Source organism: Aeromonas dhakensis (genome assembly GCF_000820305.1).
Lineage (GTDB): Bacteria > Pseudomonadota > Gammaproteobacteria > Enterobacterales > Aeromonadaceae > Aeromonas > Aeromonas dhakensis.
The window spans coordinates 18,182-43,752 of record NZ_CDBH01000042.1 but is presented as its reverse complement, the minus strand read 5'-3'; the positions used below and the strand labels follow the sequence as shown (position 1 = coordinate 43,752).

General features: G+C 52.8%; 30 protein-coding genes. 23 read left to right on the top strand and 7 right to left on the bottom strand.

All coding sequences use genetic code 11. The annotated features are described in order from the left end of the window. Positions 1-309: 309 nt before the first annotated feature. From BN1143_RS10360 to BN1143_RS22760, 4 genes are all read right to left on the bottom strand, one after another. Positions 310-717 carry a DUF1795 domain-containing protein gene (locus BN1143_RS10360; protein WP_042050526.1) on the bottom strand — a complete coding sequence of 136 codons (408 nt, stop codon included), beginning with the start codon at positions 715-717 and terminating at the stop codon, positions 310-312. Between the two features lie 9 nt (positions 718-726). Then, complete coding sequence (locus tag BN1143_RS10355) at positions 727-2,580, bottom strand: type VI secretion system Vgr family protein (protein ID WP_042050525.1); 1,854 nt, start codon at positions 2,578-2,580, stop codon at positions 727-729. Between the two features lie 325 nt (positions 2,581-2,905). Beyond that, a complete protein-coding gene (hcp1, locus tag BN1143_RS10350) occupies positions 2,906-3,424 on the bottom strand; it encodes a type VI secretion system effector Hcp1 (protein WP_042050523.1) in 519 nt (172 codons plus the stop codon). A 226-nt stretch (positions 3,425-3,650) separates the two neighbouring features. Continuing rightward, complete coding sequence (locus tag BN1143_RS22760) at positions 3,651-4,478, bottom strand: hypothetical protein (RefSeq protein ID WP_231570581.1); 828 nt, start codon at positions 4,476-4,478, stop codon at positions 3,651-3,653. 126 nt (positions 4,479-4,604) lie between these two features. On the opposite strand from BN1143_RS22760, the gene BN1143_RS21950 reads away from it, so the two are divergent. The 3 genes from BN1143_RS21950 (at position 4,605) to BN1143_RS10335 (ending at position 7,119) form a co-directional block, all read left to right on the top strand. Continuing rightward, positions 4,605-4,808 carry a helix-turn-helix transcriptional regulator gene (locus BN1143_RS21950; RefSeq protein WP_080631501.1) on the top strand — a complete coding sequence of 68 codons (204 nt, stop codon included), beginning with the start codon at positions 4,605-4,607 and terminating at the stop codon, positions 4,806-4,808. A 71-nt stretch (positions 4,809-4,879) separates the two neighbouring features. After that, the gene (locus BN1143_RS10340) at positions 4,880-5,638 is read left to right on the top strand and encodes a hypothetical protein (RefSeq protein WP_017788607.1); all 759 of its coding nucleotides are present in this window, start codon (positions 4,880-4,882) and stop codon (positions 5,636-5,638) included. Positions 5,639-6,495: 857 nt separating this feature from the next. Further along, a complete protein-coding gene (locus BN1143_RS10335; protein WP_042050522.1) occupies positions 6,496-7,119 on the top strand; it encodes an inovirus Gp2 family protein in 624 nt (207 codons plus the stop codon). A gap of 134 nt (positions 7,120-7,253) precedes the next feature. Here BN1143_RS10335 and BN1143_RS10330 read toward each other — a convergent pair whose 3' ends face one another. After that, positions 7,254-7,601 (bottom strand): helix-turn-helix domain-containing protein, encoded by a 348-nt coding sequence (locus BN1143_RS10330; RefSeq protein WP_042050521.1) that lies wholly within the window; start codon positions 7,599-7,601, stop codon positions 7,254-7,256. A gap of 161 nt (positions 7,602-7,762) precedes the next feature. Here BN1143_RS10330 and BN1143_RS10325 point away from each other — a divergent pair, with 161 nt between their 5' ends. The 20 genes from BN1143_RS10325 to BN1143_RS10235 all read left to right on the top strand — a co-directional run bounded on the left by BN1143_RS10325 (position 7,763) and on the right by BN1143_RS10235 (position 22,971). Further along, a complete protein-coding gene (locus tag BN1143_RS10325; RefSeq protein WP_042050520.1) occupies positions 7,763-8,596 on the top strand; it encodes a hypothetical protein in 834 nt (277 codons plus the stop codon). A 3-nt stretch (positions 8,597-8,599) separates the two neighbouring features. After that, the gene (locus tag BN1143_RS10320; protein ID WP_042050519.1) at positions 8,600-9,055 is read left to right on the top strand and encodes an IrmA family protein; all 456 of its coding nucleotides are present in this window, start codon (positions 8,600-8,602) and stop codon (positions 9,053-9,055) included. An 87-nt stretch (positions 9,056-9,142) separates the two neighbouring features. Then, positions 9,143-9,721, top strand: coding sequence for a lecithin retinol acyltransferase family protein (locus tag BN1143_RS21945; RefSeq protein WP_082038506.1), 579 nt, complete (start codon positions 9,143-9,145; stop codon positions 9,719-9,721). Positions 9,722-9,764: 43 nt separating this feature from the next. Continuing rightward, positions 9,765-10,190, top strand: coding sequence for a DUF2787 domain-containing protein (locus BN1143_RS10310; protein WP_042050516.1), 426 nt, complete (start codon positions 9,765-9,767; stop codon positions 10,188-10,190). A 10-nt stretch (positions 10,191-10,200) separates the two neighbouring features. Beyond that, on the top strand, positions 10,201-10,629 hold the full coding sequence (locus tag BN1143_RS10305) for a hypothetical protein (protein ID WP_042050514.1): 429 nt from the start codon (positions 10,201-10,203) through the stop codon (positions 10,627-10,629). Next, positions 10,604-10,888, top strand: a complete 285-nt coding sequence (locus BN1143_RS10300; RefSeq protein ID WP_042050513.1) for a hypothetical protein — start codon at positions 10,604-10,606, stop codon at positions 10,886-10,888. The genes BN1143_RS10305 and BN1143_RS10300 overlap by 26 nt, the downstream gene beginning before the upstream one ends. 90 nt (positions 10,889-10,978) lie before the next feature. Further along, complete coding sequence (gene radC / locus BN1143_RS10295) at positions 10,979-11,476, top strand: RadC family protein (protein WP_042050511.1); 498 nt, start codon at positions 10,979-10,981, stop codon at positions 11,474-11,476. Further along, positions 11,473-12,015: a hypothetical protein gene (locus BN1143_RS10290; RefSeq protein ID WP_042050509.1), complete on the top strand. Its 543-nt coding sequence runs from the start codon at positions 11,473-11,475 to the stop codon at positions 12,013-12,015. Before radC ends, BN1143_RS10290 begins: the two co-directional genes overlap by 4 nt. 115 nt (positions 12,016-12,130) lie before the next feature. Beyond that, a complete protein-coding gene (locus tag BN1143_RS10285) occupies positions 12,131-12,625 on the top strand; it encodes a hypothetical protein (RefSeq protein WP_042050508.1) in 495 nt (164 codons plus the stop codon). Further along, entirely contained in the window at positions 12,625-12,840 is a 216-nt protein-coding gene (locus tag BN1143_RS10280) for a hypothetical protein (protein ID WP_042050507.1), read from the top strand. Before BN1143_RS10285 ends, BN1143_RS10280 begins: the two co-directional genes overlap by 1 nt. Continuing rightward, on the top strand, positions 12,837-13,199 hold the full coding sequence (locus BN1143_RS10275; protein ID WP_042050506.1) for a hypothetical protein: 363 nt from the start codon (positions 12,837-12,839) through the stop codon (positions 13,197-13,199). Before BN1143_RS10280 ends, BN1143_RS10275 begins: the two co-directional genes overlap by 4 nt. 83 nt (positions 13,200-13,282) lie before the next feature. After that, the gene (locus tag BN1143_RS10270) at positions 13,283-13,825 is read left to right on the top strand and encodes a hypothetical protein (RefSeq protein WP_042050504.1); all 543 of its coding nucleotides are present in this window, start codon (positions 13,283-13,285) and stop codon (positions 13,823-13,825) included. Between the two features lies 1 nt (position 13,826). Further along, positions 13,827-14,183, top strand: a complete 357-nt coding sequence (locus tag BN1143_RS10265; RefSeq protein ID WP_042050502.1) for a hypothetical protein — start codon at positions 13,827-13,829, stop codon at positions 14,181-14,183. An 84-nt stretch (positions 14,184-14,267) separates the two neighbouring features. Continuing rightward, on the top strand, positions 14,268-14,582 hold the full coding sequence (locus tag BN1143_RS10260) for a hypothetical protein (protein ID WP_042050500.1): 315 nt from the start codon (positions 14,268-14,270) through the stop codon (positions 14,580-14,582). A 2-nt stretch (positions 14,583-14,584) separates the two neighbouring features. Beyond that, on the top strand, positions 14,585-14,992 hold the full coding sequence (locus BN1143_RS10255) for a type IV toxin-antitoxin system YeeU family antitoxin (RefSeq protein WP_082038505.1): 408 nt from the start codon (positions 14,585-14,587) through the stop codon (positions 14,990-14,992). A 651-nt stretch (positions 14,993-15,643) separates the two neighbouring features. Then, a complete protein-coding gene (locus tag BN1143_RS10250) occupies positions 15,644-18,700 on the top strand; it encodes a type I restriction endonuclease subunit R (protein ID WP_042050499.1) in 3,057 nt (1,018 codons plus the stop codon). A gap of 6 nt (positions 18,701-18,706) precedes the next feature. After that, complete coding sequence (locus BN1143_RS10245; RefSeq protein ID WP_197069862.1) at positions 18,707-19,969, top strand: restriction endonuclease subunit S; 1,263 nt, start codon at positions 18,707-18,709, stop codon at positions 19,967-19,969. 3 nt (positions 19,970-19,972) lie between these two features. Further along, positions 19,973-21,112 (top strand): AAA family ATPase, encoded by a 1,140-nt coding sequence (locus tag BN1143_RS10240; protein ID WP_042050495.1) that lies wholly within the window; start codon positions 19,973-19,975, stop codon positions 21,110-21,112. Between the two features lie 87 nt (positions 21,113-21,199). After that, positions 21,200-21,331 (top strand): hypothetical protein, encoded by a 132-nt coding sequence (locus tag BN1143_RS22850; RefSeq protein WP_268811956.1) that lies wholly within the window; start codon positions 21,200-21,202, stop codon positions 21,329-21,331. A gap of 2 nt (positions 21,332-21,333) precedes the next feature. After that, a complete protein-coding gene (locus BN1143_RS10235) occupies positions 21,334-22,971 on the top strand; it encodes a type I restriction-modification system subunit M (RefSeq protein WP_042050493.1) in 1,638 nt (545 codons plus the stop codon). A gap of 227 nt (positions 22,972-23,198) precedes the next feature. Here the strand turns inward: BN1143_RS10235 and BN1143_RS10230 are convergent, their stop codons facing one another. Together BN1143_RS10230 and BN1143_RS10225 are read right to left on the bottom strand one after the other, a co-directional pair. Continuing rightward, a complete protein-coding gene (locus BN1143_RS10230) occupies positions 23,199-23,885 on the bottom strand; it encodes an N-acetylmannosamine-6-phosphate 2-epimerase (protein ID WP_197069861.1) in 687 nt (228 codons plus the stop codon). Positions 23,886-23,893: 8 nt separating this feature from the next. Then, positions 23,894-25,450: a PTS transporter subunit EIIC gene (locus BN1143_RS10225; RefSeq protein WP_042050489.1), complete on the bottom strand. Its 1,557-nt coding sequence runs from the start codon at positions 25,448-25,450 to the stop codon at positions 23,894-23,896. Positions 25,451-25,571: the final 121 nt, after the last annotated feature.

Here is a 25,571-nt window from a genome sequence, read left to right as displayed (position 1 = left end):
GCCCAGGCCAAGCTTGGCGACCCCCCCCACCACCGCTAGCCCCATCCCCCCAGTCACCCCCGTCAAGGCGACGGCAGCCGTTACTACCGCAGCAGCCACAGCAAAGACTGCAGCCGCCACCAGGGCACCTGCTATCGCCCCCGCCAAAGCGCCCAAGAAACTCTTGTGCTTAATCATTTTTCCAGGGGACGTGGGCGGCTTGCCCTCACCTGGTTTGGGTCTATCAGTGGGGGGCGAGGGGCGGTTTCCCGCATGCATCGCACCAACTCGCGCTACCCGCGTTAAGATATCGCCAAGCATGCCCCCCCCTTAGCCCGCCGCTTTAAAGGTTGCAATCACGTCAAGCAAGGCTTGTTTCTGTTCATCTTGCAAAGTGCCAGCTGCCGTGATGGTAAAGGTCAGCAGCAACGTCCCCCTCACCTGCATCACCACCACCTGGTGCATCGGCCCCTCGGTCGAGCGCCAGGTGTACTCAATGACAGGAGCGGCTTGCCCATCCAGCAGTGTTTCCCAGTTGGCCAATTCCTGATAACCCTTGAGGTGAGCCGCAAATTGCGAAAGCGTCTGTTGATAGACAGTCTCTGGCGCCAATCCAAACTCGAACGGTGAACGATTGACCACCAGATTGACTGTATCGCCCGGCAATACAAACACATGGAGGGACTCATCGCGCCATTGCTGTGGTATCAACAGCGCACCTTCATTCATCTGATACATGTCACATCCTTAATTCAAATCAATACGGGTGCCGTTCAACACGAGCCCCTTGCCGGTAATGGCGATGTTGCCCTCTTTGTCGATGGCGATATAACCACCGGCTGTGGCAATGAGAATGTCCCCATCCTGCGATTGGATGGCGATATTGTTCTTCACCTGCAGCGATTCATTGTCATTGACCATGGTGCTGCGATTTTTGGTGACCGCTACGGTTTGCTCACCCTGCACTTCTGTCACCTGGTCCAGCTTGACCGACACCGTCTGGTTACCCTGAACGGCAACGGTTTGACTCCCGCCAACCTGTTCCGTGTGATTGGCATTAACAGAGGTTGAGCGGTTGTTAAGCACCACCGTATTCATGTCATGTTGAGCGTGGAGGAACACCTCTTCCTGGCCTGCTTTATCTTCAAAACGAAGTTCGTTAAAGCCTTTGCCCTTGTGGGTGTTGCTGCGCAGTGACATGCGGGTTTTGTTAGCTGGCAACCCCTCTGGAGGAAGGTTGGTTGCGTGATAGGTGCGGCCAATGACGATGGGCTGGTCAGGGTCCCCCTCAAGGAAGCTCACAATGACCTCATGCCCAATGCGCGGAATGGCCATCATGCCATAGCCACCTCCGGCCCAGGCCTGACCGACCCTTACCCAGCAGGAGCTGTGCTCATCGCTGGCGCCATACCTGTCCCAAGGGAACTGCAGCTTGATGCGACCATATTTATCGCAGTAGATTTCTTCCCCCGCAGGCCCCACAACAGTGGCAATCTGCGCCCCATCAACCAGAGGCTTATGGGGCATCTGCGCACGCCAGGTGGTGGTAGCCTTTACTACCCCAAAATCGTTGTAATACACTGTGGGCTCGCTACCACCTTCTTCCTCCAATGCTTGAGGCTGCTTACCGGTGTGTGTCACATGCACTACTTGCCAGGCAATGTTGAGTGCAGGTGCAGGGTGTTCCGATAGTTCGAAACTCAGTCCAGGCATCAACCCCGCCTCTGTCGAGTGTCCATTTCCCGTCACCGCGTCGGCTCGCAGCGCATCCAGTCGATGCTGAGCAAACGCCTTGCCGCTTGGGTCCTGCTTGAAGCGACCGGGATAGTCGAAGTGCTGGTAGCTATCACGCTGGTGTTCCAGCTCAGCCCCCATTTTTTTGTGAGACAGGCCATAAGCCGGGGTCTTGAAGCTGTAGTCTTTGAGCTCTACATCGCTTGGACGCACCGCTTCCTGATAATGGAACCGGCGCACAAACGCACCCTGCTGCAACCCTTGATTGGCCAGATTGAAAAAGAGGGCGGGCCCTTCCTGCAGCGCAGCAGCATCGTCGGCAAAAACGAGCCGGTGCTTGCCTGCTTCAAATTCGTGGAAGTAGAACATCCCCTCTTCAGCCGCTAGCCGGTTCAAAAAAGCCAAATCGCTCTCACGGTACTGAACGCAGTATTCGCGCTGGGCATGCACGTTTTTCAGGGCAAAGGCATAGTCGGTAATACCGTGTTCTTGCAGCAAGATGGAGAGGATCTCTTCGGGCTTCTTCGCCTGGAAGATGCGGGCATTGGTACGTAAGGAAAGTCGCCATAGTGCAGGCTTCACTACCATGCTGTATCGGGTACGACGAAACCCAGTATCGCCCTGAGCAAATTGGGCCACCACGCCACTGACACGGCGCAGAAGATCCCCCTCAAACCACACCAGCAGTTCACAGGGCTGATCCAACACGGCACCGAAATCAATGTCACTCAGTAGACTGGCCAACTCGAGATGAAGGTCAAATGGACGATTGAGCCCTTCGTTAAGCTCAAAGCTTGCCACAGCAAAGGTGGGGGCAGGCAGCGCGCCCACCTTAACGGTGAATTGCAATCCGGTCTGATTAGCCATGATATCTCCCTATCACCTTTCGAAACTGCACCAAAAACCTGTCAAAACACCACGCTACAGCCCTCTCTGGTACACAAGCGGTCACCAAAGATAAGTAACATGACGGGTAATCCGCTGTTTGTGTCTGCATAACAGAACACCCCTTATTGCTTTGCTATCACTCCGCATTCACCAACACGGTTCAACTGGTAGGCAGGGGGATGGCAAAGCAGAAAAACTCCGGCAGCCCAAGACTGTCCGGAGAAATAGGCGATAAAAGGCCGGTGCACACCGGCCACAAGATACGAAACCTAATACAGGGAATAACGAAGTTAGAACGTCAGGCTTATGCCTCGATGGGCGCGCGCCAGTCATCAGCACCAGAGGTACCGGCAACGGTGTGCTCCCAGTCAATCTTGCGGTAAGCCAGAGAGACCTGGATAAGCTGGGTGAAGTCAGACTTCGCCGGATCCTGGCAGTGCGGCATCTGGCAGTCGATGTCGACGATGGTGGCATCGGTCAGCACGGTAGAGAAGAAGTGCTCCTGCTTGCCCTCAACGGAGGTGCGGTACCACTTCAGGGTCACTTTCGGCAGCATCTCGCCGGAAGCCAGCGCGTTGTACATCAGCGGTACGGCTTTGTTCAGGGCAACGGTGAACTTGAACGGCTTGTGGACACGCTGACCGGCAGGCTGACCAGATTGCGGGTCAGTCGGGACGGTGACAACGTGCTTAAACTCTTGTACCAGCATCTCGTCTTCGTGACCTTGTACGAAGATGTTGCCGACGGAGTCAGAAGTGAAAGCACCGGCGGTGATGTTGCCCTGGGTTTTACCTTCGATGCTGATATAACATGGAGTTGGCATGTGTATGCTCCTAAATAGGTTGGTTAAACGAGATAGCACTCAACCAGCCTTAGCAGCGACCATGCCACTTTATTGTTCTTTTATTTATCAGCCACTTATCTCAAACCAGCACTCCGACCGCTCAGCTTTGAGCAAGTTCCTGCTCAGTCTGTGCAGATATACCGGCAATGCTTGCACATGCAGCAGTTTAATCTGCATGGTGGGCATATCTTTGCGCAAAACAGACTTATTCACTCACATCATCTGAGCATTCCACTTTTGTTCTAGCACTCCTGCGCCCTTTTCTGGGTTGGACGACACGATTGAAGGCTGCTGATACAACCTCGTCCTTACGAGACCAATCTAGCATCTGCCTGATGAGATTGCCTTCTGCCAACCCTGGAGCCTTCCTGGTTTGCTGAAAAGTTGGCAATTTTTTATTTTCGGCATCAATTTCTACCGTCAAACGCTTACAGAAAAGCCAAATCTCCTCAGATATCGACTCTGCTGCCTTTTGCTTCGTTTCATACTTCCCAGGGTCTTCACCCTGCAACAGCCTGACTATCTCTTGCTTCACGCTGTCATAGCGCTCATTCTTTACTTTCCCTCCCTTCTCCCTCGCCACCATTTTCTTTTTTTCTCGAATTTCTTGAATATGGGCGATATCAAGAGCCTCTAGTAAACCAATCAATTTCATCAATACACGTATTGCTCCCAAGAGAGCTTTGCACGCTTCGTCTGACTGTGTTTTTTTTAGCTTCTGGCTCCAGACATAATAGAGTGCTGCGATGTTGCTGTACTCCCATATCCGCTCGGGGAAATCTTTCTTGGGGCGACCAAACGTGGTGACATATTCAATATACGCAATGTCTTCCACGTTATGGACCGGCTTCCAGAAAATATAAAGATGTATTTTCTCATTTCTTTCATCAACAGAGTAGTTCTTCAACAATATATCTGTTGACGCCAACCATGCCTTGCTCTGGGCCCACTCTGCATGAGCGCAGAGCACTCTCAGGTCATTTAGACGTTCTTCGTACTCAGAAGCCAACACGCCCAATAAAAATTCAGCCATAAATCAATCACTTATCGTTTTTTGTTGTACGTAAAATTTGTTGGTTAGCACACGTATTTTCGATGCCAAGTGAAAACGCTAATCTTGCCCTCGTCGAAAGTCAACCGACCAAGAGGAGCGCAAACCATGGTTACACAACCCAGAGTGAAGGTATTACGAATGCCCGCCGTCGAAGATAAATTAGGCGTTGCACGCTCAACCGTTTATGACTGGCTCAACCCCAACTCCCCCCGATACGACCCGACCTTGCCTCGTCCCAGGCGCTTAGGCAAACAGTCCGTGGGTTGGATTGAATCTGAACTCGATGAGTGGGTATTGAATCGCGGATAAATATCTTCTCTTCGCATTCGAATTATATCAGCTGTACCTGCCAGATTATTGTAAAACCCAAAGGATGACATATGCCTAAACGTATCACGTTTCAAGCAGATAGAGATTCGACTATTTGTGAGATAGATAATTATTGCCGAGTTAAAAAACTTTCTCGCTCGGCAGTTATTTCAAGCCTACTGAACGCCTTAGTGCCGAGACTGAAGTGCATCAACACGCATTACAATGCGGCAAGTAATCTTGAGTATGAATTAACGAATGTGCTGGGGCAGCAAGATTACTTGCTGCCAAAACAACAATTTTCAATCAGCGCAGAAGAACATTTCCATCAGATATGGATGATGAAAATTCGACACCCCCAGAATATTATTGACTACCAGATCCATGAGCATCAGAAAAACAAAGCTGGCATGGAACAAGATGAAATAACCTATATCAAGGAAATGCTTGAAAATATTGTCAGTAAGACGAACGTTGAAAAAGCTATCTTCATCTATACCGACAGACGGGTGTCACACAAATTACGGAAAGCTGGAGGGCTGTCAAACACGCTGCTTATCAATCAATCGGAATATGATGGTTATTTCTTTGATTTTGCATACTCGGCGCCATTGCCCATGCTTGATGTCATCGCACATGGACTTACAGAAGCACTAAAGAAGCATCAGGTAACACTATCTGCCCCTTGTGTTTGCTGGGTACCGATCTACTACGTTGATGATACGGTGATTATGACGCCCGTAATAAAGGCGACCGACGTAAAAAAACAAAAACTGACGATGGATAAAGCTATCATCATCAATCTCTTCGGGCAGGAGGTCGTAACGTAAGGAGATAGGCACAGAAATAGCGTTGTTCAATCTATAGGCAAAAAGGAGGGTTAATGACACCATGTGTAAGCAGAAACGACACTTTGCATACCCCGTGAGCCTCTGCTTTATCGGTAGTACAGTCCCATTCCATTCACCCTTGAGAGGTACGTTAGACCGATGAACGAGGAGCATAAGTGTAAACCCGGAAGGCCCAAGGGCAGTCATTTTGCTAATGCTATTCAACAATGTCGGCTCTTAGGCATGACACAAGCTAATACAGCAACGGCACTGAACATCAGTATATCAACGGTTAAACGATATTGGTCTAGATGCGTGATAGAAAATACTCTACCACTAATTAATGAGTGATATTTCACTATCAATCCTGTGTCACACTTGGCTTTAAGGGATATAAGTCTGTTGGATAGTTATTATATATAAACACCATATCAATAGCGCTATATCAACAACCCTACATAATACCCTATCAATACTCTCCATGACTAAGGTCATGGAGAGGGGAACCCTATAGGATACGGCAAATGGATAAACCACCTTTAATTTACACAGACAACCCATAGTCTGATAGCTAGCACGCCCATAGGCGTAGAGTATCAGCCATGAGCAACTACCAGACCACATGAATACAGTGATAGCTGCTTATAAAACTGCATGACTGAGATAACGTCACCCCCTTCTAATAGGGAGAAGTGTCTGATGAAGAATATATTCACGAGGGAGGATACAACGCACTATAGCGCTCAGCCCCTGTAAGGGGGCATTAGGAATATCACGATACCCGCAGCATCTATTCCCCACTGGGGGAAAGTACACGCTCGCACCTGAAAACATGAATCCATATAGGAATTAACAACATGAAATATTATCAGACCATCTTTGGCCCCCATATCCTGGACTACTACACCCGTATTATTGACCTTATCCGCGCAGCTCTCGTAACGCATCCGAGAACCTTAGTGTTGCGGGTTGATTTACATGACCCAGCCATTATCAACCATGGCGATATGTTAACGAGCCTTCACAAGAACCAAGGGTGTGTCATGAATAACTTCATTAACTCTCTAAATTCAAAAATAGCAGCCCACCAACAGCGAAACGCCAAAGCAGGTAAACGGGTTTATCCCAACACGCTTCGTTATGCCTGGGTGCGTGAATTCAGCCAAACAGGGAAGCGCCATTTCCACGTACTCCTACTATTCAACAAAGACGCCTTCTTCCATCTCGGAGATTACAACATTGAAAACAGCACCCTCAGAACCATGATAACGACAGCGTGGTGCAGCGCATTAAAGCTGCATCCAGATGAGGGGCAATACTTAGTCCACTATCCCACCAACGGGAAATACACTCTCCATAAGGAGGCCGTAGATCGAGACATTTATCCGGCCGAGTTCATGAACCGCATCCATTACATGACCAAAGCCAAAAGCAAATCCTTTCATGATGGCTATCGTAACTTCGGATGCAGTCGTATTTAATAATCACATCGATTAAACGAAATTACAGATATATTTTACTGTAGTGAACATAGCCGAGGGACTGCATAGAGCAGTCCCTTTTACCATTTATCGCATCACAGAAAACACGATGTGCTCTCAGGGAAATGTTTGCGTTAACCTCTGGCTAGACGGCTAACCAACCGCTCGACTGTCTCTAGTAACAAAGCCCGGTCGGCGTCATCGAGCAGGGCCAATTGCTTACTCAGCACAATACCCTGTTCAGTGGGCCGGTTACTGGTCTCACGCAGAAAGTCCGCCAGCTCACAACCAAACAGTTGAGCGAGCTCTGCCAGCCGCACCACTGTCGGCACCACAATCCCTCGCTCCATTCGCGAGACAGCTTCCATCCCGATATTGAGGTGTTCAGCTACCTGCTCCTGGGTAAACCCGGCCTGGTTACGCTGACGCCCAATCGCCTTACCTACGTTCTTGGCTAACTGCTCAAAGTTGATATCTGTCATAAGTCCTCCAGTCAACCCCTATGGTTGGGTGTGGACTCGTTGACATGAAGAACCACAAAAGGTGAGGATCAACCCAAAAGGTTGTTATTGGGCATTTTCTGCCTATCTCACCGGACTAGGGTTATCCCCTTCTCTACGACTTACTACCAACAGGAGTTCTCATGAAACGACTCGTTCCATTGCTCACCCTGGCAGTCACTGCACCGAGTGTCATGGCCAGCAACATCAATGACATCTGGTCTTATCAAGACAGTGATGGCACCACCTTGGCTCAAGCGTGTAATTACAAACGTACCTGTGAGCTGATCTACAAAAACAGCCACTACCTTGCCCTCGTCAACAACCGCTCCCAAACGGGCTGTGCCACTGGCGATCTGCTGGTTGCCGAACACGCCAGTCGCAGCTTTAAGAAACTGGATACCGGCACCTGCAGCGCCTCAGCCAGTATCGAGGTCAATACCTACAATCGGCTGAACAATGTCGATGTCATTATCGGTGACCGACTCATCAAGCGTTATCCGCTAGATGCCTGGATGTGGGGAGAAGTACGCAAGGCGGGTAAAGGAGCGTCCTGGAGCAAGGCAGAAGAGAATGCCAAGAAGCCTCAGATGCTGGATGCACCAAAAGGCCCCCCTGCACAGTGGGTGGCCGAAGAGGGGCGTTATGGCCCCCGCTATACCCTGGTACAGGGGCGGGACTACTCGCGATCTGTACTGGAGATCAAATGCGCCTACCAGATGCCGAGGGCAACCTGGCCACTGCACTCCGAGCTCAGATACACCAGAGCCTACGATGCCTCAAGCACCGTCGAGGAGATCGAGGTCGATGGTAAGCGCCTGTCCGGTAAAGCCAAAAGCCAAGCTGAGTGGACTCAGCTCGTCAACGCTATCCTCTCCGCCTCAACCCTGAGTATCTACAGTGGGCAGGATCAAAAAGCCACATGGACCGTCAAGCCCACGAAGTTGACCTCCACTTGCGACTATTACAACGGGTGAGTCATGAATATCGTTCCAACCAGATTCTCGATAGCTGCCCTGATGGCTTGTGGACTGCTCTGGGCAAACGCCAGCCATGCAGAAGATCAGCGCTACCTCGCGATCCAGCACACTGACACCGTCTACGCCAACCAAGGCGTCTGCGCCTACCACTTTTCCCTCGATAGCGGTGGGGCCGATGAGTTTGGTCGGCTGTACATCACGCTGCAATTCAATGACAAGAAGGGCAAAGCGCTGGCCGAATCAACACTAGAAGTGGAACCTTTCGGCGGGAGCTCAGCCACACGCTATGGCGGTGGCTTTACGGAGGTTGACTGCGGACAGGTAGAGCAGGCCAAGTCCATCACCATCATTCAGGCGACCGAGGTGCTCGCTCACAACGAAGTCACCCGGCTACCAGTTTCCACCTTCACACCCGAGTTTCATCAACCACTGAAGATCACCGTGGGCGGCAAGTAGCCCACTCAGAAAAAATAAAGCCAAAGGGCGTCACCATCACGGTGACGCCCTTTTTCATTTCCCCCCCTTGATGAGGAACATCACCCCATGACACGACATTTCATTATTGGCGATCACTTGGTAACACCGCAGCCTGAAGGCCACCATCACGGACTCTTTGTTGGCCATGACCTGGTCATTCACTGTCGACCATCCCCTTCCGGAGAGCACTCAGGCCAACTGGCGCTGACCTCGCTGGCTGAATTCAGTCAGCACTGCGCCATTAGGGTCCAGCCCCATGCCCAACGCCTGTTCAGTCGAGAGGAAAGCCTGACGCGAGCCTACGCACGACTCAGCGAAGGTGAACAAGGTCAGCCATTTGCCACTAGCGAGCAATTTGTTATCTGGTGCATTGAAGGGGTTCAGCATCCCCCAAAGCTGCTGCAAACCGCTGTAGCAACGGTGGTGGCAGCTGAGGTGGCTCGCCATACGCTGGGTAAAGCAGCCACCAGTGCAACGGCTGGGCTTGCAGCCACCACACTGGCCACGACTGCTGGCGGTAGTGGTGCCGCTGTGACAGTGGTGTCGGTGACCGGCATCGTTTCAGCCCCACTGTTAGCTCCCCTTGCAGTAGGCGCCGTCGCGGCCTATGGCGTCAGCAAACTGTGGGATTGGCTCAAAGACTGACCCCACATGAAGGCCCCTCTTTTCCACTCACCGAGGACACATCATGACAATTCCTTTTCACCGGGACGGCTTTGCCCTGCCCGTGGCCCAAGCGCTGCTCGCATTACTCAATCAGGAAGCCGCCACTGTCGGCCTCAACTTCGAGCGCCTGACTCAACTCACCTTCAACTTTCGCAGTCCCACCTATAGCTCCGAGCAGGGAGGGGCTCACCCCGTCGAGATCCGCCTGATCCGTGGGCTCGATGGCTGGCTGTTCGATTACGTCACCGACTTCAGCTATCAGGGAGTGGGTCAGGATGCCGAGCTCTGCAAGGAGCTCGATTTCAATTTCCTGGATGACGAACACTATTTGCAAGGATGGGGGCCAATTCAGCGCTCAGAGGCCCATGAGTTATTCACCCTGTGGCAGACCAACTTTGTTGCCTACTGCCGGATGGCATACTTCACCGTTGAGGTCAGCGGGGAGTAGGAGGTGTGTGATGACTAACGAACTGCCGCTCTCCCGTTACTCACGTCAGTGGCTGGGACTGGTCGCGACCAAAGCCGAGCTGCAGCCCACTCGCCAGGGCGAGCGCTGGTTGCTGCACCTGACCCCTAATAGCCCACATGCCCGCACCGTCACGCTGCACTTACGTTGGTCTGGCGTGCAGTGGCAACTGCTCTCCCTCACCAATGCCGAGGACTGGCGCACCATGAGCCAGCACGTGGATGAAATCTGCGTGGACCCCAAGCGCCAATGTTTCTGGCGCTGCCAAGCAGGCCCCATCCCGCTCTCTGAACAGCCTCGTGTACTGGGCAGCTTTCTGGCCGACCTGCAGCATACCTGCATTCATCACGGCTATCGCGTGGATAGTGACTCCTTACATCAAGAGGAGGCGAAAGATGCCAAAACAACCGTTCGCCGTTGAGCTTGAAGCGATTAATCGAGATGGCGAGACGCAGGTGGTGCGCGACAGTGGCCTGACCGTGCAGGGCTACAGCGTCTACCTGCGGGCGGTAGAGACCAGTGGCCTTGCCCTAGCTACCTGGGTAGTTGACTACGACACTGTCGGCCCCGCTTACGAACTGGCAAAGCGATTAAGTCTGGCACTGGCCATCCCGCTAGACGTGTTGGTGCCTGAACCGCTGATACCGGTACAGAGTGGTCCCGCAGCCACGACCAGCTGACCCCCCCTCAAAGTGAACCAACAACCTCTCGACCTTTGACCCCGACATGCTTTCTGCATGCCGGGGTTTTGTTTATTTGGAGAACCCCACATGCGTTACCACAAACTCAAAGCCGGGGAATGCCCCGGTACCTATGTGGTCACCGAGCCGGTGACAGAGCAAGACCTGCTGCGTATCGCCAACCAGATTGCTCGCAAGCGCCTGGCCAAAGGCACTGCCATCACCAGTACTACAGAGGCCGCTGAGCGGCTGCAAACCCTGCTGCAAGACCGGGAGCATGAAGTGTTTGGCGCACTGTTCCTCGACTCCCAACATCGCGTACTGGCTTTTGAGGAGCTGTTTCGTGGCACCTTGGACAGTGCCAGCATCTACCCACGGGAAGTGGTCAAGCGAGCCTTACTGCTCAACTGTGGGGCCATCATCGCGGTGCACAATCACCCCAGCGGTGACCCGGAACCCAGTCATTCTGACAGGGTCTTTACCCAGGCCCTCAAAGAGGCCTTGGTGCTGGTCGATATCCGGCTACTCGACCATCTGGTGGTCGGTGCCGAAGGCGTAGTCTCGATGGCCGAAAGAGGTCAGCTATGACTCTAACCCCAGGCAAAACCCACCTCACCGCCCTCGACATCCTCATCGAGTTGCGCTGTTGGCTGGCTGACAACGTCGAGATGCAGGCCGAGCCCACTATCGTGGCTCACCTGCCCAACGGTTACCAACTTACCCAGGCCGACTGCATCGAGGCCATTGATGCGCTGCTGCATCAGCTACGCCAAGAGGGAACAAGCACCATGCGATTACCCAATCCCTATACCTTAGAGGAGACTCTCGAGAAGCTACGCCATGGCCTGACAACCGCCAGCAACGAGGATGCACTGACGTTGCTGGAAAAGGCCGTCACCAAGGCGCGTGACGACGAGGTTTATGCCAAGCTGCTTGAAGAGACCTTGCTGCAGGGATCCACCGTAGAGATACGCGAGTGTCTCAGCTGCTTTGGTGACTACTTTGAGCGCTCCCGAGACGTACCGCCCTATTACCCGCATCGCGATGCCGTCAACGGCATTGATTGTGCGCTCTACGCCATCCTGTTCGCCCTAGCTCACCCCGACACTGAGCAGGCGCACGAATAACGCCAGCATCCCAAACCTGGATCATCAGCGCCAGCACCATGATCCGGATATTCCAACACTACCTACTGGGCCACCTCACTGCAGGTGGCCTTTTGCATTTCAAGGAGCTACTCCCATGTCTGCTTTCATGATCGATCGCAAGGATTACCTAGCCTTTGCCGTTCAGTTACACCGCTTTTGCAATGCCCCGATGCCACCGCACTACACCCTTGAGTTGCTGCGCACCCTCTGGTGGAACTCACCAATGGATGTCACCAGTACCTGGACGTGGCGGGTAGACCGGCTGGTGCGGCTGATGATGATCGCCAACCGACGGGCAGTCTGGCATCGCTATCAGCTGGGGCGTCAGGAGCCACGTCAGCACCGCTCTACCAAGCTGAGTCCGCTTAAACTGGCCCACCGTTACCACCAAGCACCACTCACCGATAGCGAGCTGGTGGCGCTGTACAAATTCACCTGCTGCGCCCTGTACCAATCGAGCGAATGGAGTGGGAGCCCTGAGCAGGCACCTCGGCTTGTGAAGGTACTACAGCAGTTGCAACAGGCTCTCGCACAAGACGTGCTGACCCGGCTGTCACTGTGGGAGCAAGCACCCTGGGGGGAGATGTGATGGCTCTCTCCATCACCCTGACGGTGACAAGCTCACCACCGAGCTCAACGGCCCACCTAGCCCAACGTATCGCCGATGACATGGCACACCTGCATCACCGTCTGGGGGATGGAGTCAGCGATGAACTGGGCATCAGCATCAGTTACCTGGTCGAACAGTTTGCGCTGCTGGCAGCGGCTTACCGTTCACCTGCAGAAAGAGAGAAACACCCATGATCGAATTCAACGATAGCTTCACTCAGGTCGCAGTCGCTCAGGCAATGAGCGCACATGGGGATTTGCATCGGCTCATTACCTATCAGCTCACCTTCCCGAAGTGGGCACACGACTATGACGAGACCGGCAAGCGCACTGGCCCCGACAAGATCAAGCCAGTGCCAACGATGCACAAGACCACGCTGTTCGTGAGTCCACTGGACATGGTGGACAACCTGCCCCGCGAGATTAACTTTGCGTGGTGGGAGCGTGAGTGCAACGACCTCGGCTATCCCGTTGGGGAGTGGCGACGCACCATTGTGGGTGCCTACGTCAACCATGGCAGCAACGATGCGCCGGATTGGAGTAGCCACACATGACCATGACAACGCCGACAGCACACATATGACCCCATGCAGCCCCTCACGCCGAGGGGCTGTTTGCATTTGAAGGAAACCCCACCATGCATGACTTACGTGATTACAAGACTCTGTCCGCCCGACAACTCACCGCCGCTATCGGCCAGCTCAACCACAACACTGCACCGAAGATAATGACCCACCTGGCATTACGGGCCAGGCAGCCGCAACCGCTCGGTAATGGCCGTAGCAGAGCCAAGGCCCTCAAGCTTCTGCGCCGGGTCAAGAAAGCCCACAAGGCGGGCTGTATCCCGTTTGAGCTCACTGTGACGGGTTGCCGCATCGACCGGGGGAGCCATCAGGCTGACCGCTATTACTACGACCGCACGCTGCTGGCCCAGGGCTGGCAGCAATACGACACCGTGGAGGATGCCTGGTTCTTCGGCATCTGGATTCACACAGAGAAGCTGGAAACCTTTACCTACGCCGAAGGGGATACCAGTCATGTGATTGCACCGAACGTCGAGGCGTTTCGCGCTGAATTGGCGCGGCTCTACCAGTACCATCCGCAAGCCCCGGCGTTTATTAGCATCGACCCGGAAGTGGGCGTTGTGACCCGCCACTTTGAAGCTAAGCCGGAGGTGTGACATGACGAAGAACATCACCATCAAGGTGCCCGGCAAACATCCGCAAACCGGCGAGCTCACTACCTTTGAGCTCAAGGGCCAGCGCATCGATATCGACATCGGCGGCCAAGCAGTGCCATTTCTCATTCACGGCAGGGGCGTCGGTACGTCGCTTACCCATATTCCGAGTGGTTACCGCATCGCGCTGCTCGGTGGCTGGCTCACCGCTCGTTACGCCATACCTGAGAATAAGCCCAGCAGAGCGGCCTGCGCCCAGATGGCCATAGACCGGCTGGTAGCCCAGTACGGCTCGCTGCATCTGCTGGACCGGCTCAATTGCAAGCCGGTTATCAATGAGACGGCTGACTGCGCTCGTTGACGCCCCACTGTCTCACTCATCAACAAACAACATAAAGGGCCAGCCCTCACAGGCTGGCCCTTGGCATCATTAGAGTCACCGAACATGACCCGTCTTATCACTGGACTCGAGGTGCATCGCTATGCCCCCGAGCTCAACAAGCTGCACCTGCGCAACCGGCAGACGTTACCCGCTCCCGGCATCACCACCATCAAAGAGGCCAAAGCCCGCCTGTTTAGCCTCTGGCAGCCAGGGCATCAGGTGACCATCACGGTGCACCATCCCGACTACATCAATCTCTCCCGGCTATACCGGGGGCGACTGGCCAGCCTGACAGAACTCTCGGAGCATCTGACCAGATTGCGCCAGCGCCACAACGCGCCCGGCACCATCATCGTCATTCAAATGAGGTATCGCTAATCATGACCACAACCCATCCCACATACTCTGCCACGCACTCTCCAGAGCGCCAGACTCTCACTCCGCTCCCCAGCATCAGCTGGGGTCTGCCGCGTGATATCTCTCCACGCTTTGGCGCTCGTCTGATACAGAGTCGCTACCGGCTCGATTTTCTATCTGACCGAGCCAGTCTGATCGGTGAGTGGAGCCTGATGCAGATTGACAAGCTCGACCAGGCTTTCCCTGAGATCATCAAGGCACTGGAAGCTAAGCAGCTGACCGGCGAACTGGATGCCCAACGTCAGCACTGTATCATTCTCCAGCACGGCGGCTTCACCTGCGAAGCCGATACCCTGGGTAGCCATGGATATCTCTACATAGCAATTTACCCTGCGACCAACATGGAAGCCAATTCTGGCAGCAAGGCGTGATCACAAATCCGCTTGAGGTAACATTTTTGCACCTACTCGTCCGTGATAAGTGTGTGGGTCTTGGGGAAGGCCAATTCGTGGCCTTCCCTTTGCTTTTTTTACGCAGAGCCCAGAGTCTTCGAGACCAAATGGCTCCAGCTGTGGCAAGATGAGCGGTTGTTATCTCGATCTGGTTACCCATTGAAAGAAACCCTGCCAAGCAATGATGCCTACTGTGCTCAAAGTATTGGCCGAAGGTGCCACTCGCTATTTGCGCGAGGCATTCGATCGAATCTGTCAGCACTATGCTTTACCCCCCCCACCCCCGCTCAGTTGTCTGACTTCTTACCAAGCGGGCGCTAAACCACCGCTCGTCCATGGGGCTGCTGGGAGACAGGTGAGCAGTAGAGGACTTTGCGCTGTTGCGTCGTCTAGCGTTGAATATGGCCCAGGATCATCCGAAACCGATCAGCGAACGGCGGAAACTCAAATGCTCATGCTGGAGTGGCGATTTTCGAATGGAGATGCTTTTTGGGATTACAGCACATGAGAATTATCTTGAAAAAGGTATAATCCCGCCTTGCAAAATCGGGCGCTTGAGAGGCACCTAGTACAAATACAGAACACCGCCTGACCACGACACCCACCATCCATGACGGCAGAAACTGATTCATGACCACAACAGAACAGCAGATCGAACAGGCTCTCATCGCTAAGTTGGGTGAGCTCAAATACACGTCACGTCCCGACATTCGTGACAGAGCGTCGTTAGAGGCTAACTTTCGTGAAAAATTCCAGCAGCTCAACCGCGTCAATCTGACCGATGAAGAGTTCGCCCGCCTGCTTGAAGAGATCGTCACACCAGATGTGTTTACTGCGGCTCAGCTCTTGCGCACACGCAACAGCTTCATTCGCGAGGATGGTACACCGTTGAACTACACCTTGGTGAATATCGACGACTGGTGTAAGAACAACTATGAAGTTATCAATCAGTTGCGCATCAGCACCGACTATAGCCACCACCGTTTCGATGTCATCCTGCTTATCAATGGTGTGCCCGTTGTGCAGATCGAGCTCAAAACACTCGGCATCAACCCACGCAGAGCCATTGAGCAAATCGTCGAATACAAAAATGACCCTGGCAACGGCTTCACTCGCACACTACTGTGCTTCATGCAGGTGTTTATCGTCAGCAATCGGGATTCAACCTACTACTTCGCCAATAACAATGCGCGACACTTCAGCTTTAACGCGGACGAGCGCTTCCTGCCTGTTTACCAATTCGCTGCGCCCGACAACACCCCGATTAACGGGCTGGATCATTTCGCAGAGACTTTTCTGCCCAAATGTACACTAGGGCAGATGATTAGCCGCTATATGGTTCTAGTAGCCAGCGAACAGAAGCTGTTGATGATGCGCCCTTATCAGATCTATGCCGTCCAGAACATCGTCAAGTGCATTGATGAGAACAGCGGAAATGGTTATATCTGGCACACCACTGGTAGCGGCAAGACGTTGACCAGTTTCAAGGCATCGACGCTGCTGAAGTCTAATCCAACCATAGAGAAATGTCTGTTTGTCGTAGATCGTAAAGACCTCGATCGCCAGACCAGAGAGGAATTCAATCGCTTCCAGGAAGGCTGCGTCGAGAGCAACACCAACACTAACGAGTTGGTTAACCGGTTGCTGTCAGATGAACCTGCCGACAAGGTCATCGTCTGCACTATCCAGAAGTTGGGCTTGGCGCTCAATGAGAACAGTAAACGTAACAAGAGCCGCGAAAAACGCGGGCTCACTACTTATGTTGACCAGCTAGAAGCACTACGCGACAAACGCATCGTTTTTATCTTCGATGAATGCCACCGCTCGCAATTTGGCGACAACCACCAGACCATCAAAGACTTCTTCCCCAAGGCGCAGCTCTTTGGCTTTACCGGCACGCCTATCTTTGATGAGAATGCCACCATTAAACAGATTGCCCGTGATGACACGAATCCGGACAACGATATTCAGCGACTAAAGACCACGACAGATCTCTTCCAGCAGTCGCTACATGAATACACTATCACTCACGCGATTGAAGATCGTAATGTGTTGAAATTTCATGTTGATTACTTCAAGCCTGATGGCAAAAACCTTCCTAGACAAGGTGAAACACTGGCCAAGCGCGCCATCGTCGAGGCCATCCTCGCCAAGCACGATGCCGCTACGGGTGGACGCAAGTTCAACGCCATCTTCGCCACGTCATCGATCAACGATGCTATCGAATATCACCGCCTATTTGACGAGATCCAGACACAGAAACAGCAGACCGATGTCGACTTCTTGCCGCTTAACATCGCGGCTGTATTTTCACCGCCCGGTGATGTAAGTGCCGATGTGCGCCAACTGCAGGAAGACTTGCCCACCGAGCTAGAAGACAACCAACAGGAGCCAGATGCCAAGAAGGCCGCGCTCTCGGCCATCATCGCCAGCTACAACGCCCGCTTTGGTACTAACCACCATCTTGAAGAGTTCGATCTCTACTATCAGGACGTGCAACAACGGATCAAAGACCAGCAATGGCCAAATGCCGACCTGCGTAAAGCCAACCCCGGCGCCGCGCAGCACAAAATTGACATCACCATTGTCGTCGACATGTTGCTTACCGGTTTTGACAGCAAGTACCTCAACACCTTGTATGTCGACAAAAATCTCAAGCACCATGGCTTGATCCAGGCATTTAGCCGAACCAACCGCGTGTTGAACGACACCAAGCCTTATGGCCATATCCTCGATTTTCGTGGCCAGCAGGATGCCGTCGATGCGGCTATCGCACTTTTCTCTGGCAAAAAAGATGAAGCGCGGGCGCGTGAAATATGGCTAGTGGACAAGGCCCCTGTTGTGATTGAAAAGTTGCAACAAGCCAAGAGCTTCCTGCAAAGCTTCATGCAAGCGTACGGACTTTCCGGTAAACCCGAAGAGATCGCCCAGCTCAAAGGCGACGAAGCTCGCATAGGATTTGTTAAGGCGTTCAAGGACGTACAGAAGCTGCAAACTCAACTCGATCAATACACCGACCTGACGCCCGAGCAGGAAACAACCATACAGGCCATTATGCCGACTGATGAGCTCAATGCCTTCCGTGGCCAGTATCTGGAAACTGCCAGGCGACTGCGCGACGAACGTGCCAGCGCAGACCATCAAGCCACCAACGACAAGGACGACGCTATTGCACAGCTTGATTTCGAGTTTGTACTCTTTGCTTCCGCGACCATTGATTACGACTACATCATCAAGCTAATTGCCGACTTTTCCACCAAGAAGCCAGGCAAGGCCAGCATGAGCCGAGAACAACTGGTCAGCCTGATTGCCAGCGACGCCAAGTTTATCGACGAGCGCGATGACATAACCGAATATGTGCTGAGCCTCAAAGCAGGCGAAGGGCTGGATGAGCGAGCCATCCGTACCGGTTACCTGCAATTTAAAGCACTGAAGGCTGCCCGCGAACTGGCCGAACTCGCCGCTCGCCATGGCCTGACTACCGCCGCACTGCAAGCCTTTGTAGATCGAGTGCTGGAGCGCCGCATCTTCGATGGCGAGCAACTGACCGAACTGCTCGCCCCGCTGGGGCTAGGATGGAAGGCCCGCACCCAAAAGGAACTGACGTTGATGAGCGAGCTGGTACCCATGCTGAAAAAGCGTGCCGGAGGCCAGGATATTTCGGGCCTGCAGGCCTACGAGGACTAAACGATAGTGAAAGATAGTAAGAAAACAGTGGTGCCGAAGCTGCGGTTTCCGGGCTTTGACGAACCGTGGTCAATTGACCCTCTATCTAAAACGCTGACGGAGCACAAGCTAAAGAATACTAACGCGCGGGATGTTTTCTCTGTTTCGATGGAAAGTGGAATCGTTAATCAAGTTGAACACCTAGGAAGGAGTTTCGCCGCCAGCGATACAGCTCATTACAACTTGGGTCGTCGCTTCGATCTGGTCTATACGAAAAGTCCGTTGAAGGCATTTCCATTTGGCATTGTGAAGCAGTGTAAATTTGACGGTGAAGTTGCACTATCCCCACTTTACGGGGTATTCACTCCTGTCAATCCGCATGCGGGCTTGATGATTGAGGCATATTTTGAATCTCCCAATCGTTCAGCTGCATTTCTTTCACCTCTGTGCCAGAAAGGTGCAAAGAACACGATTCAGATCACAAACACAGTATTCCTGTCAGGGTGCTTGCCGCTTCCGAGTGAGCCGGCCGAGCAAAAAAAGATCGCCGACTGCCTAAGTTCACTAGACGAACTTATTGCTATACAGGGGCGGAAAGTTGAGGCACTGAAGACCTATACGCGGGGCCTGATGCAACTGCTCTTCCCCCGCCCAGGCGAAACCCTTCCCCGCCTCCGCTTCCCCGAGTTCCGCAATGCGCCGGAGTGGGAGCCGACGACTTTGGATGGTCTGGTACGCCTCAAGTCAGGTGGCACCCCATCGAAGGCTAACCCTGAGTTCTGGAATGGCTCGATTCCTTGGGTATCCGCAAAAGACATGAAGCGACTCTTCTTGGACGATTCGGAGGATCACATATCTGTCACAGCAGTCAACAATGGTGCCACGTTGGTTCCGGGCGGCACGGTGCTCATGCTGACGAGAGGCATGACATTACTTAAAGACGTGCCCATCTGCGTATTGCGCCGTGAGATGAGTTTCAATCAAGACGTAAAGGCGTTGATACCAAAAGGTGATACATACAGCCTGTTTGTGGCGCATCTGCTACTTGGAAATAAGCAACGCTTGTTAAAAATGGTCGATATTGCGGGCCACGGTACTGGAAAGTTGAATACTGATGTTTTGAATGCCCTTAAGCTAGCTGTTCCGACTCCCACCGAGCAGCAACGGATCGCTGATTTTTTTTCTTCTCTAGATGCACAGATTGCTACCGAGATAGACAAACTCGCAGCATTTAAGTCCCACAAAAACGGTTTAATGCAACAACTTTTCCCGTCACTGGAGGAGAAGTAATTCATGGCTAATGTGAGCTACTTCAATTTGATTTGGTTGGCGGAGCATCTCCGTAATGAGCTGAAAGTGAAAAAACCGATTTTACTCTATGCCTATAACGGAACGGGCAAGACTCGTCTTTCCTCCGCATTTAAAGATCTGGGCAAGGTTGTCGATGAGAACGGTGAAGTCGCGAAGCGCGATACGTTGTACTTCAACGCGTATACGGAAGACCTATTCATTTGGGACAATGACTTGGAGAACGATCAAGAGCGGGTACTTGAGCTCAATACTGACTCGAAGTTTTTCAATGGGCTTCGTGACCTTGAAATGGAAGTAAAGATTAGCAAGTTCTTGGAACGCTATTCTGATTTCAGCTTCTACATCGACTACGACCGCCGCAAGCAGGATCGCACCGACAATACCGAAATTAAGTTACCGCCGGCGGTATTGTTCTTCCGCGAACGAGACAAAAACGGTGACCCTATTGCGATCAAGGTATCTCGAGGCGAAGAGAGCATCTTTATTTGGTGCTTCTTCTTGGCCATTGTTCAACTGGTGCTTGATCAAGCTGAGGCATACAAGTGGGTTCGTTATATCTACATTGACGATCCGATGTCGTCACTGGACGAGGGCAACATAGTGATGGTCGCACACCATCTTGCCCAGATGCTAAAAGAGCCACAGCGAGACCTGCGAGTAGTTGTGTCGACTCACCATGTGTTGTTCTTCAACGTTCTGTGCAACGAAATCAACAAGTCGAGGAAGTACTTTTTGACAAAAGAGGGTAGCGGACGAGGTTTTACAATCCAGGAAACCGATAGTACTCCCTTTCTCTATCACCTATCGTCGCTCGTTGAATTGCATCAGGCCATGCAGTCTGGTGCACTCTATACCCATCACTTCAATATGTTGCGCAGGGTGATGGAGCAGACGGCTTGCTTCTTCGGCTACGCCAAATGGGAAGAGTGCATCAAGCCCGAGGCCGATGACCCGAACCACTCGGGCTACAAGCGGGTGATCGATCTGATGAGCCACGGCGACTATTCGCTATATGAGCCAAGGGCAATGCTGCCGGAGAATAAAGATTATCTCGGTAGAGCATTGCGCCAATTCATCACCACCCACCCCTTCAGTCCGGTACTTTTTGGGGGCGCTACATGAACGTCAGGCAAAAGACTGTGAAGCAGATCCAGCTGCACCAACGGCTTTCCATTGCTTATCCATGCGTGCAAGGTTAGCCACACACTGATGGAACGAGCCACCACGGCTTGCTACCTCGATTATGACCAGCGTAGCAAAGAGCAAGAGACTCGTCAGGCGGATACGCAGGACAAGACCAAGCAGAAGACGCTGGAAACCACCTTTAAGAAGCAGCTATAACCATGACCGAACACGATCAGAAGCAACTAGGCAAGACCCTTTGGGCCATTGCCGACCAACTGCGCGGCGCGATGAACGCGGACGATTTCCGAGACTACATGCTCTCTTTCTTGTTCCTGCGCTACCTCTCGGATAACTATGAACAAGCGGCTAAGAAGGAGCTGGGGGCTGATTATCCGCAGTGTGAGCCGGATGAGGAACTGGAAGAACTTAAGATCCCTGCTCGCCCACCACTTGCCCGCTGGTATGACGAAAATAAGGCTGACGTGGATGAGTTCGAGCAGCAGATGCGACGCAAAGTGCATTACGTTATCGAACCCGATTACCTGTGGGGCAACATTGTCCGCCTGGCGAAGAGCGAGCATGGCTTGTTGCTCGACACTCTGCAGAAGGGTTTTAAATACATCGAGGAAAAGTCGTTCCAAAGCAGCTTTCAGGGGCTGTTTTCGGAGATCAATTTGGCCTCTGATAAGTTGGGACGCAGCTACGGGGAGCGTAATGCCAAGCTATGCGCAATCATCGCTGAGCTGGCAAAAGGTATGTCGCTGTTCTCTACTGCGACCGATACCTTGGGTGATGCTTATGAGTATCTGATCGGGCAGTTTGCCGCCGGCTCGGGCAAGAAAGCAGGCGAGTTCTATACACCGCAACAAGTCTCGAACATTTTATCAGCCATCGTGACACTCGATAGCCAAGAGCCGAAGGAAGGCCCCCGCAAGAAGTTGGAAAACGTGCTCGATTTTACCTGCGGTTCGGGCTCGTTGCTGCTCAACATCCGCCATCGTATGCTGGAGTCCGGCGGCAGTATCGGCAAGATCTATGGTCAGGAGTACAACGTCACCACTTATAACCTTGCGCGCATGAACATGCTGCTGCACGGGGTAAAAGACTCCGAATTCGAGATTTATCACGGCGATACCCTGACCAATGCCTGGGACTACTTGCGCGAAACCAACCCAGCGAAGAAGCCACAGTTTGACGCCGTGGTCGCTAACCCACCATTTAGTTATCGCTGGGACCCTAATGATACCGCCAGCCAAGACATGCGCTTCAAAAACCATGGAGTGGCCCCAAAAAGCGCGGCGGACTTTGCCTTCCTACTGCATGGTTTGCACTATCTGAAAGATGACGGTGTGATGGCCATAATCCTACCACACGGCGTACTGTTTCGTGGTGGGGCTGAAGAGCGTATTCGTCGTAAACTGATACAGGATGGTCATATCGATACCGTAATTGGACTACCGGCGAATTTGTTCTATTCGACCGGCATTCCAGTTTGCATATTAGTGCTGAAAAAATGCAAGAAGCCAGACGATGTGCTCTTTATCAATGCAGCCGAAGACTTCGAAAAGGGCAAGCGACAGAACCAACTTACGGAAGAGCATATCAGTAAGATCATCAACACCTACCAGCACCGCAAGGAAGAACCCCGCTATGCACGATGTGTGAGTATGGACGAAATCGAGAAGAACGATTTCAACCTGAATATCTCACGCTATGTGAGCACAGCCCAGCCAGAAGAGGAGATCAATCTGACAGCTGTGCATGCAGATCTTGTAGCACTGGACCAACAGGTTAGACAGGCTACGCAGCGGCATAACGAATTTCTCAAGGAGTTAGGATTACCGCTACTGCCTTGATACTCGCTAGTGAAAAGGTAACGCCAAAAACATCCTGCATGCCCACTTTCTGGCACAACGTAGCGAACGCCCGGCACGACCTCCACCGGTGGTTGTACCCATCAAGATTGGCCGCAACGAGCCGTGCCCCGTGGCAGCGGCAAGAAGTACAAGCAGTGCTGTTTGCACGGACCAACAAAATAGATAGCAAGAGAGGGCCTGATGGCCCTCTCTTGCATTTGCTCACATCACGATGATAATCCCATCGCTTCGATAAAACGTTCGGTTATCTGCTGTGGACGAGTAATTGCGCCGCCAACAACGACGGCATGAGCCCCTAACTGCAAGCAACGGGCTGCCATTTGTGGGGTATTGACGTTCCCTTCCGCAATCACAGGCTTATTGACCGCCTCAAGCACAGAGCGCAGAAAGGCAAAATCATTGTCATAAAGCTTGTGGCCCCGAGTCTCGGCTGTGTAACCATGAAGCGTCGTGCCGATACAGTCAAAGCCCAGTACCTCTGCATGCTGTGCCTCTTCCACGGTTGCGATGTCGGCCATCAGCAGTAACTGTGGATAGCGGGCGCGAATTGCCCCCACCATCTGACCCAATGTCAGTCCATCGGGACGTTGATGGAATGTGGCATCAATCGCAATGATCTCGGGTACTGCAGCCATTAACTCATCTACTTCCTGCATCGTTGCGGTGATATAGACATCAGAGCCTGGATAATCCCGTTTGAGGATCCCAATGACTAACAAAGAGACCTCCTGCTTGATGGCTTTGATATCCACCACGCTGTTTGCACGGATAGCACTGGCACCACCACGGGCTGCTGCCAGTGCCATCTTGCCCATGATGAAGTCACTGTGAAGCGGTTCATCTTCCAGCGCCTGACAGGAAACGATTAACTTGCCTTTGATCTGGTTTAGCATTGTACAACTCATGCTCCCAATAACTCCTCGATCTCGTTCTTGATAATGGTGACATGCGGGCCATAGATAACCTGAATGCCATTGCCCTTGGTGATCACTGCAAGTGCTCCAGTCTGCTTTAACAACCCTTCACTGACGCTCTCCCCGTTATGTACGGAGACGCGCAGCCGGGTCGCGCAACAATCCACATCCTTGATGTTGGTCGCGCCGCCAAGCCCGATGATGATGGCTTTGGCACGATCGGCGCCGACAGCTTCCGTTGTCTCTTCCTGCTGATCTTCGCGTCCCGGTGTTTTGAACTTGAAGCGCGGGATCATGAAACGGAATGAAAGGTAGTAGAGGCAGAACCAGGGAATGCCCACCAACGGAACCAGCATCCAGTTGGTTTTAGCTTGGCCTTGCAACACACCAAACAGCATGAAATCAATAAAGCCACCGGAGAAAGTTTGCCCGATAGTGATGTTGAGCATGTGCGCCAGCATGAATGCCAGACCGTCGAAGAAGGCGTGCAACACATAGAGCGGCGGTGCAATAAACAGGAATGAAAACTCGATAGGTTCGGTGATCCCGGTCAGGAATGAAGTCAGGGCAGCCGAGATGAGCAGGCCTGCCACCCGCTTTTTGTTCTCGGGCCGAGCGCAGTGATAAATCGCCAGACATGCGCCCAGCAAGCCAAACATCATGGTGATAAAACGGCCGGACATGAAGCGGGCCGTGCCCTCATAGAACTGCACCGTATTGGGATCAGCCAACTGCGCGAAGAAGATGCGCTGAGTTCCTTCCACCAGATGACCGTTGATCAGCTCGCTGCCACCCAGTGCGGTGGTCCAGAACGGGAGATAGAAGATATGGTGCAGACCAAATGGACCGAGCATCCGCAGCACAAAGCCATAGATGAAGGTACCAAGATAACCGGTGGCATCGACCAGCCCACCCATCCCGAAGATCAGCTTCTGGAAATGGGGCCAGACGACATACATGACACACCCCAGCACGATGGCCGCGAGTGAACAGACGATAGGCACAAAACGGGAACCGCCAAAAAAGCCCAAAAACTGCGGCAGTTGCACCTTGTTGTAGCGGCTGTGCAGCCAATAGCTCATCAGTCCGACCACCACGCCACCGAATACGCCGGTCTCCAGCGTCTGGATCCCGAGCGCCATCCCTTGACCTGCTGCCCCCAGATTGCCGCTCGCCAAGGTATCGGAGAGCTTGAGCAAGGTGCTGATACTGGCATTCATTACCAGATAGGCCAGCAACGCAGAGAGACCGGCGGTCCCCTTGTCAGAGCGGGCCAGCCCCACTGCAACCCCCACGGCAAACAGTACCGCCAGGTTGGCAAACACAATGGCACCGGCATCGGCCATCAACATAAACAGCCCCTGTAACCAGGGCACATCAAGGAATGGATAGGCAACCAGCGTGTTCGGATTGGAGAGCGAGCCACCAATCCCCAGTAACAACCCTGCAGCAGGCAAGACGGCGATGGGCAACATAAATGATTTGCCAAAACGCTGCGCCTTTTCGAAAAACGGGCGGCTTCCCGTCTTCTCGGACAGTGACATGATAAAAATCTCCACGAGTGAATCACACTGATGGTAATTTTTACCAATCAAATTCAAATGTCATGATAATTATTTTCATGCCGTGACCGCTCTCACATTCATAGCGTGAATCGCGTTAAAA

Bases quoted from the DNA above. Each gene is read 5' to 3' on its own strand.
- hcp1 (WP_042050523.1), bottom strand. From the start codon at position 3,424: ATGCCAACTCCATGTTATATCAGCATCGAAGGTAAAACCCAGGGCAAC.
- BN1143_RS10260 (WP_042050500.1), top strand. From the start codon at position 14,268: ATGACCCGTCTTATCACTGGACTCGAGGTGCATCGCTATGCCCCCGAG.
- BN1143_RS10230 (WP_197069861.1), bottom strand. From the start codon at position 23,885: ATGCTAAACCAGATCAAAGGCAAGTTAATCGTTTCCTGTCAGGCGCTG.
- BN1143_RS10355 (WP_042050525.1), bottom strand. From the start codon at position 2,580: ATGGCTAATCAGACCGGATTGCAATTCACCGTTAAGGTGGGCGCGCTG.
- BN1143_RS10320 (WP_042050519.1), top strand. From the start codon at position 8,600: ATGAATATCGTTCCAACCAGATTCTCGATAGCTGCCCTGATGGCTTGT.
- BN1143_RS22850 (WP_268811956.1), top strand. From the start codon at position 21,200: ATGGAACGAGCCACCACGGCTTGCTACCTCGATTATGACCAGCGTAGC.
- BN1143_RS10340 (WP_017788607.1), top strand. From the start codon at position 4,880: ATGCCTAAACGTATCACGTTTCAAGCAGATAGAGATTCGACTATTTGT.
- BN1143_RS10310 (WP_042050516.1), top strand. From the start codon at position 9,765: ATGACAATTCCTTTTCACCGGGACGGCTTTGCCCTGCCCGTGGCCCAA.
- BN1143_RS10235 (WP_042050493.1), top strand. From the start codon at position 21,334: ATGACCGAACACGATCAGAAGCAACTAGGCAAGACCCTTTGGGCCATT.
- BN1143_RS10335 (WP_042050522.1), top strand. From the start codon at position 6,496: ATGAAATATTATCAGACCATCTTTGGCCCCCATATCCTGGACTACTAC.
- BN1143_RS10275 (WP_042050506.1), top strand. From the start codon at position 12,837: ATGATCGAATTCAACGATAGCTTCACTCAGGTCGCAGTCGCTCAGGCA.
- BN1143_RS10290 (WP_042050509.1), top strand. From the start codon at position 11,473: ATGACTCTAACCCCAGGCAAAACCCACCTCACCGCCCTCGACATCCTC.
- BN1143_RS21945 (WP_082038506.1), top strand. From the start codon at position 9,143: ATGACACGACATTTCATTATTGGCGATCACTTGGTAACACCGCAGCCT.
- BN1143_RS10280 (WP_042050507.1), top strand. From the start codon at position 12,625: ATGGCTCTCTCCATCACCCTGACGGTGACAAGCTCACCACCGAGCTCA.
- BN1143_RS10325 (WP_042050520.1), top strand. From the start codon at position 7,763: ATGAAACGACTCGTTCCATTGCTCACCCTGGCAGTCACTGCACCGAGT.
- BN1143_RS22760 (WP_231570581.1), bottom strand. From the start codon at position 4,478: ATGGCTGAATTTTTATTGGGCGTGTTGGCTTCTGAGTACGAAGAACGT.
- BN1143_RS10305 (WP_042050514.1), top strand. From the start codon at position 10,201: ATGACTAACGAACTGCCGCTCTCCCGTTACTCACGTCAGTGGCTGGGA.
- BN1143_RS10250 (WP_042050499.1), top strand. From the start codon at position 15,644: ATGACCACAACAGAACAGCAGATCGAACAGGCTCTCATCGCTAAGTTG.
- BN1143_RS10330 (WP_042050521.1), bottom strand. From the start codon at position 7,601: ATGACAGATATCAACTTTGAGCAGTTAGCCAAGAACGTAGGTAAGGCG.
- BN1143_RS10265 (WP_042050502.1), top strand. From the start codon at position 13,827: ATGACGAAGAACATCACCATCAAGGTGCCCGGCAAACATCCGCAAACC.
- BN1143_RS10270 (WP_042050504.1), top strand. From the start codon at position 13,283: ATGCATGACTTACGTGATTACAAGACTCTGTCCGCCCGACAACTCACC.
- radC (WP_042050511.1), top strand. From the start codon at position 10,979: ATGCGTTACCACAAACTCAAAGCCGGGGAATGCCCCGGTACCTATGTG.
- BN1143_RS10240 (WP_042050495.1), top strand. From the start codon at position 19,973: ATGGCTAATGTGAGCTACTTCAATTTGATTTGGTTGGCGGAGCATCTC.
- BN1143_RS10300 (WP_042050513.1), top strand. From the start codon at position 10,604: ATGCCAAAACAACCGTTCGCCGTTGAGCTTGAAGCGATTAATCGAGAT.
- BN1143_RS10255 (WP_082038505.1), top strand. From the start codon at position 14,585: ATGACCACAACCCATCCCACATACTCTGCCACGCACTCTCCAGAGCGC.
- BN1143_RS10360 (WP_042050526.1), bottom strand. From the start codon at position 717: ATGTATCAGATGAATGAAGGTGCGCTGTTGATACCACAGCAATGGCGC.
- BN1143_RS10225 (WP_042050489.1), bottom strand. From the start codon at position 25,450: ATGTCACTGTCCGAGAAGACGGGAAGCCGCCCGTTTTTCGAAAAGGCG.
- BN1143_RS21950 (WP_080631501.1), top strand. From the start codon at position 4,605: ATGGTTACACAACCCAGAGTGAAGGTATTACGAATGCCCGCCGTCGAA.
- BN1143_RS10285 (WP_042050508.1), top strand. From the start codon at position 12,131: ATGTCTGCTTTCATGATCGATCGCAAGGATTACCTAGCCTTTGCCGTT.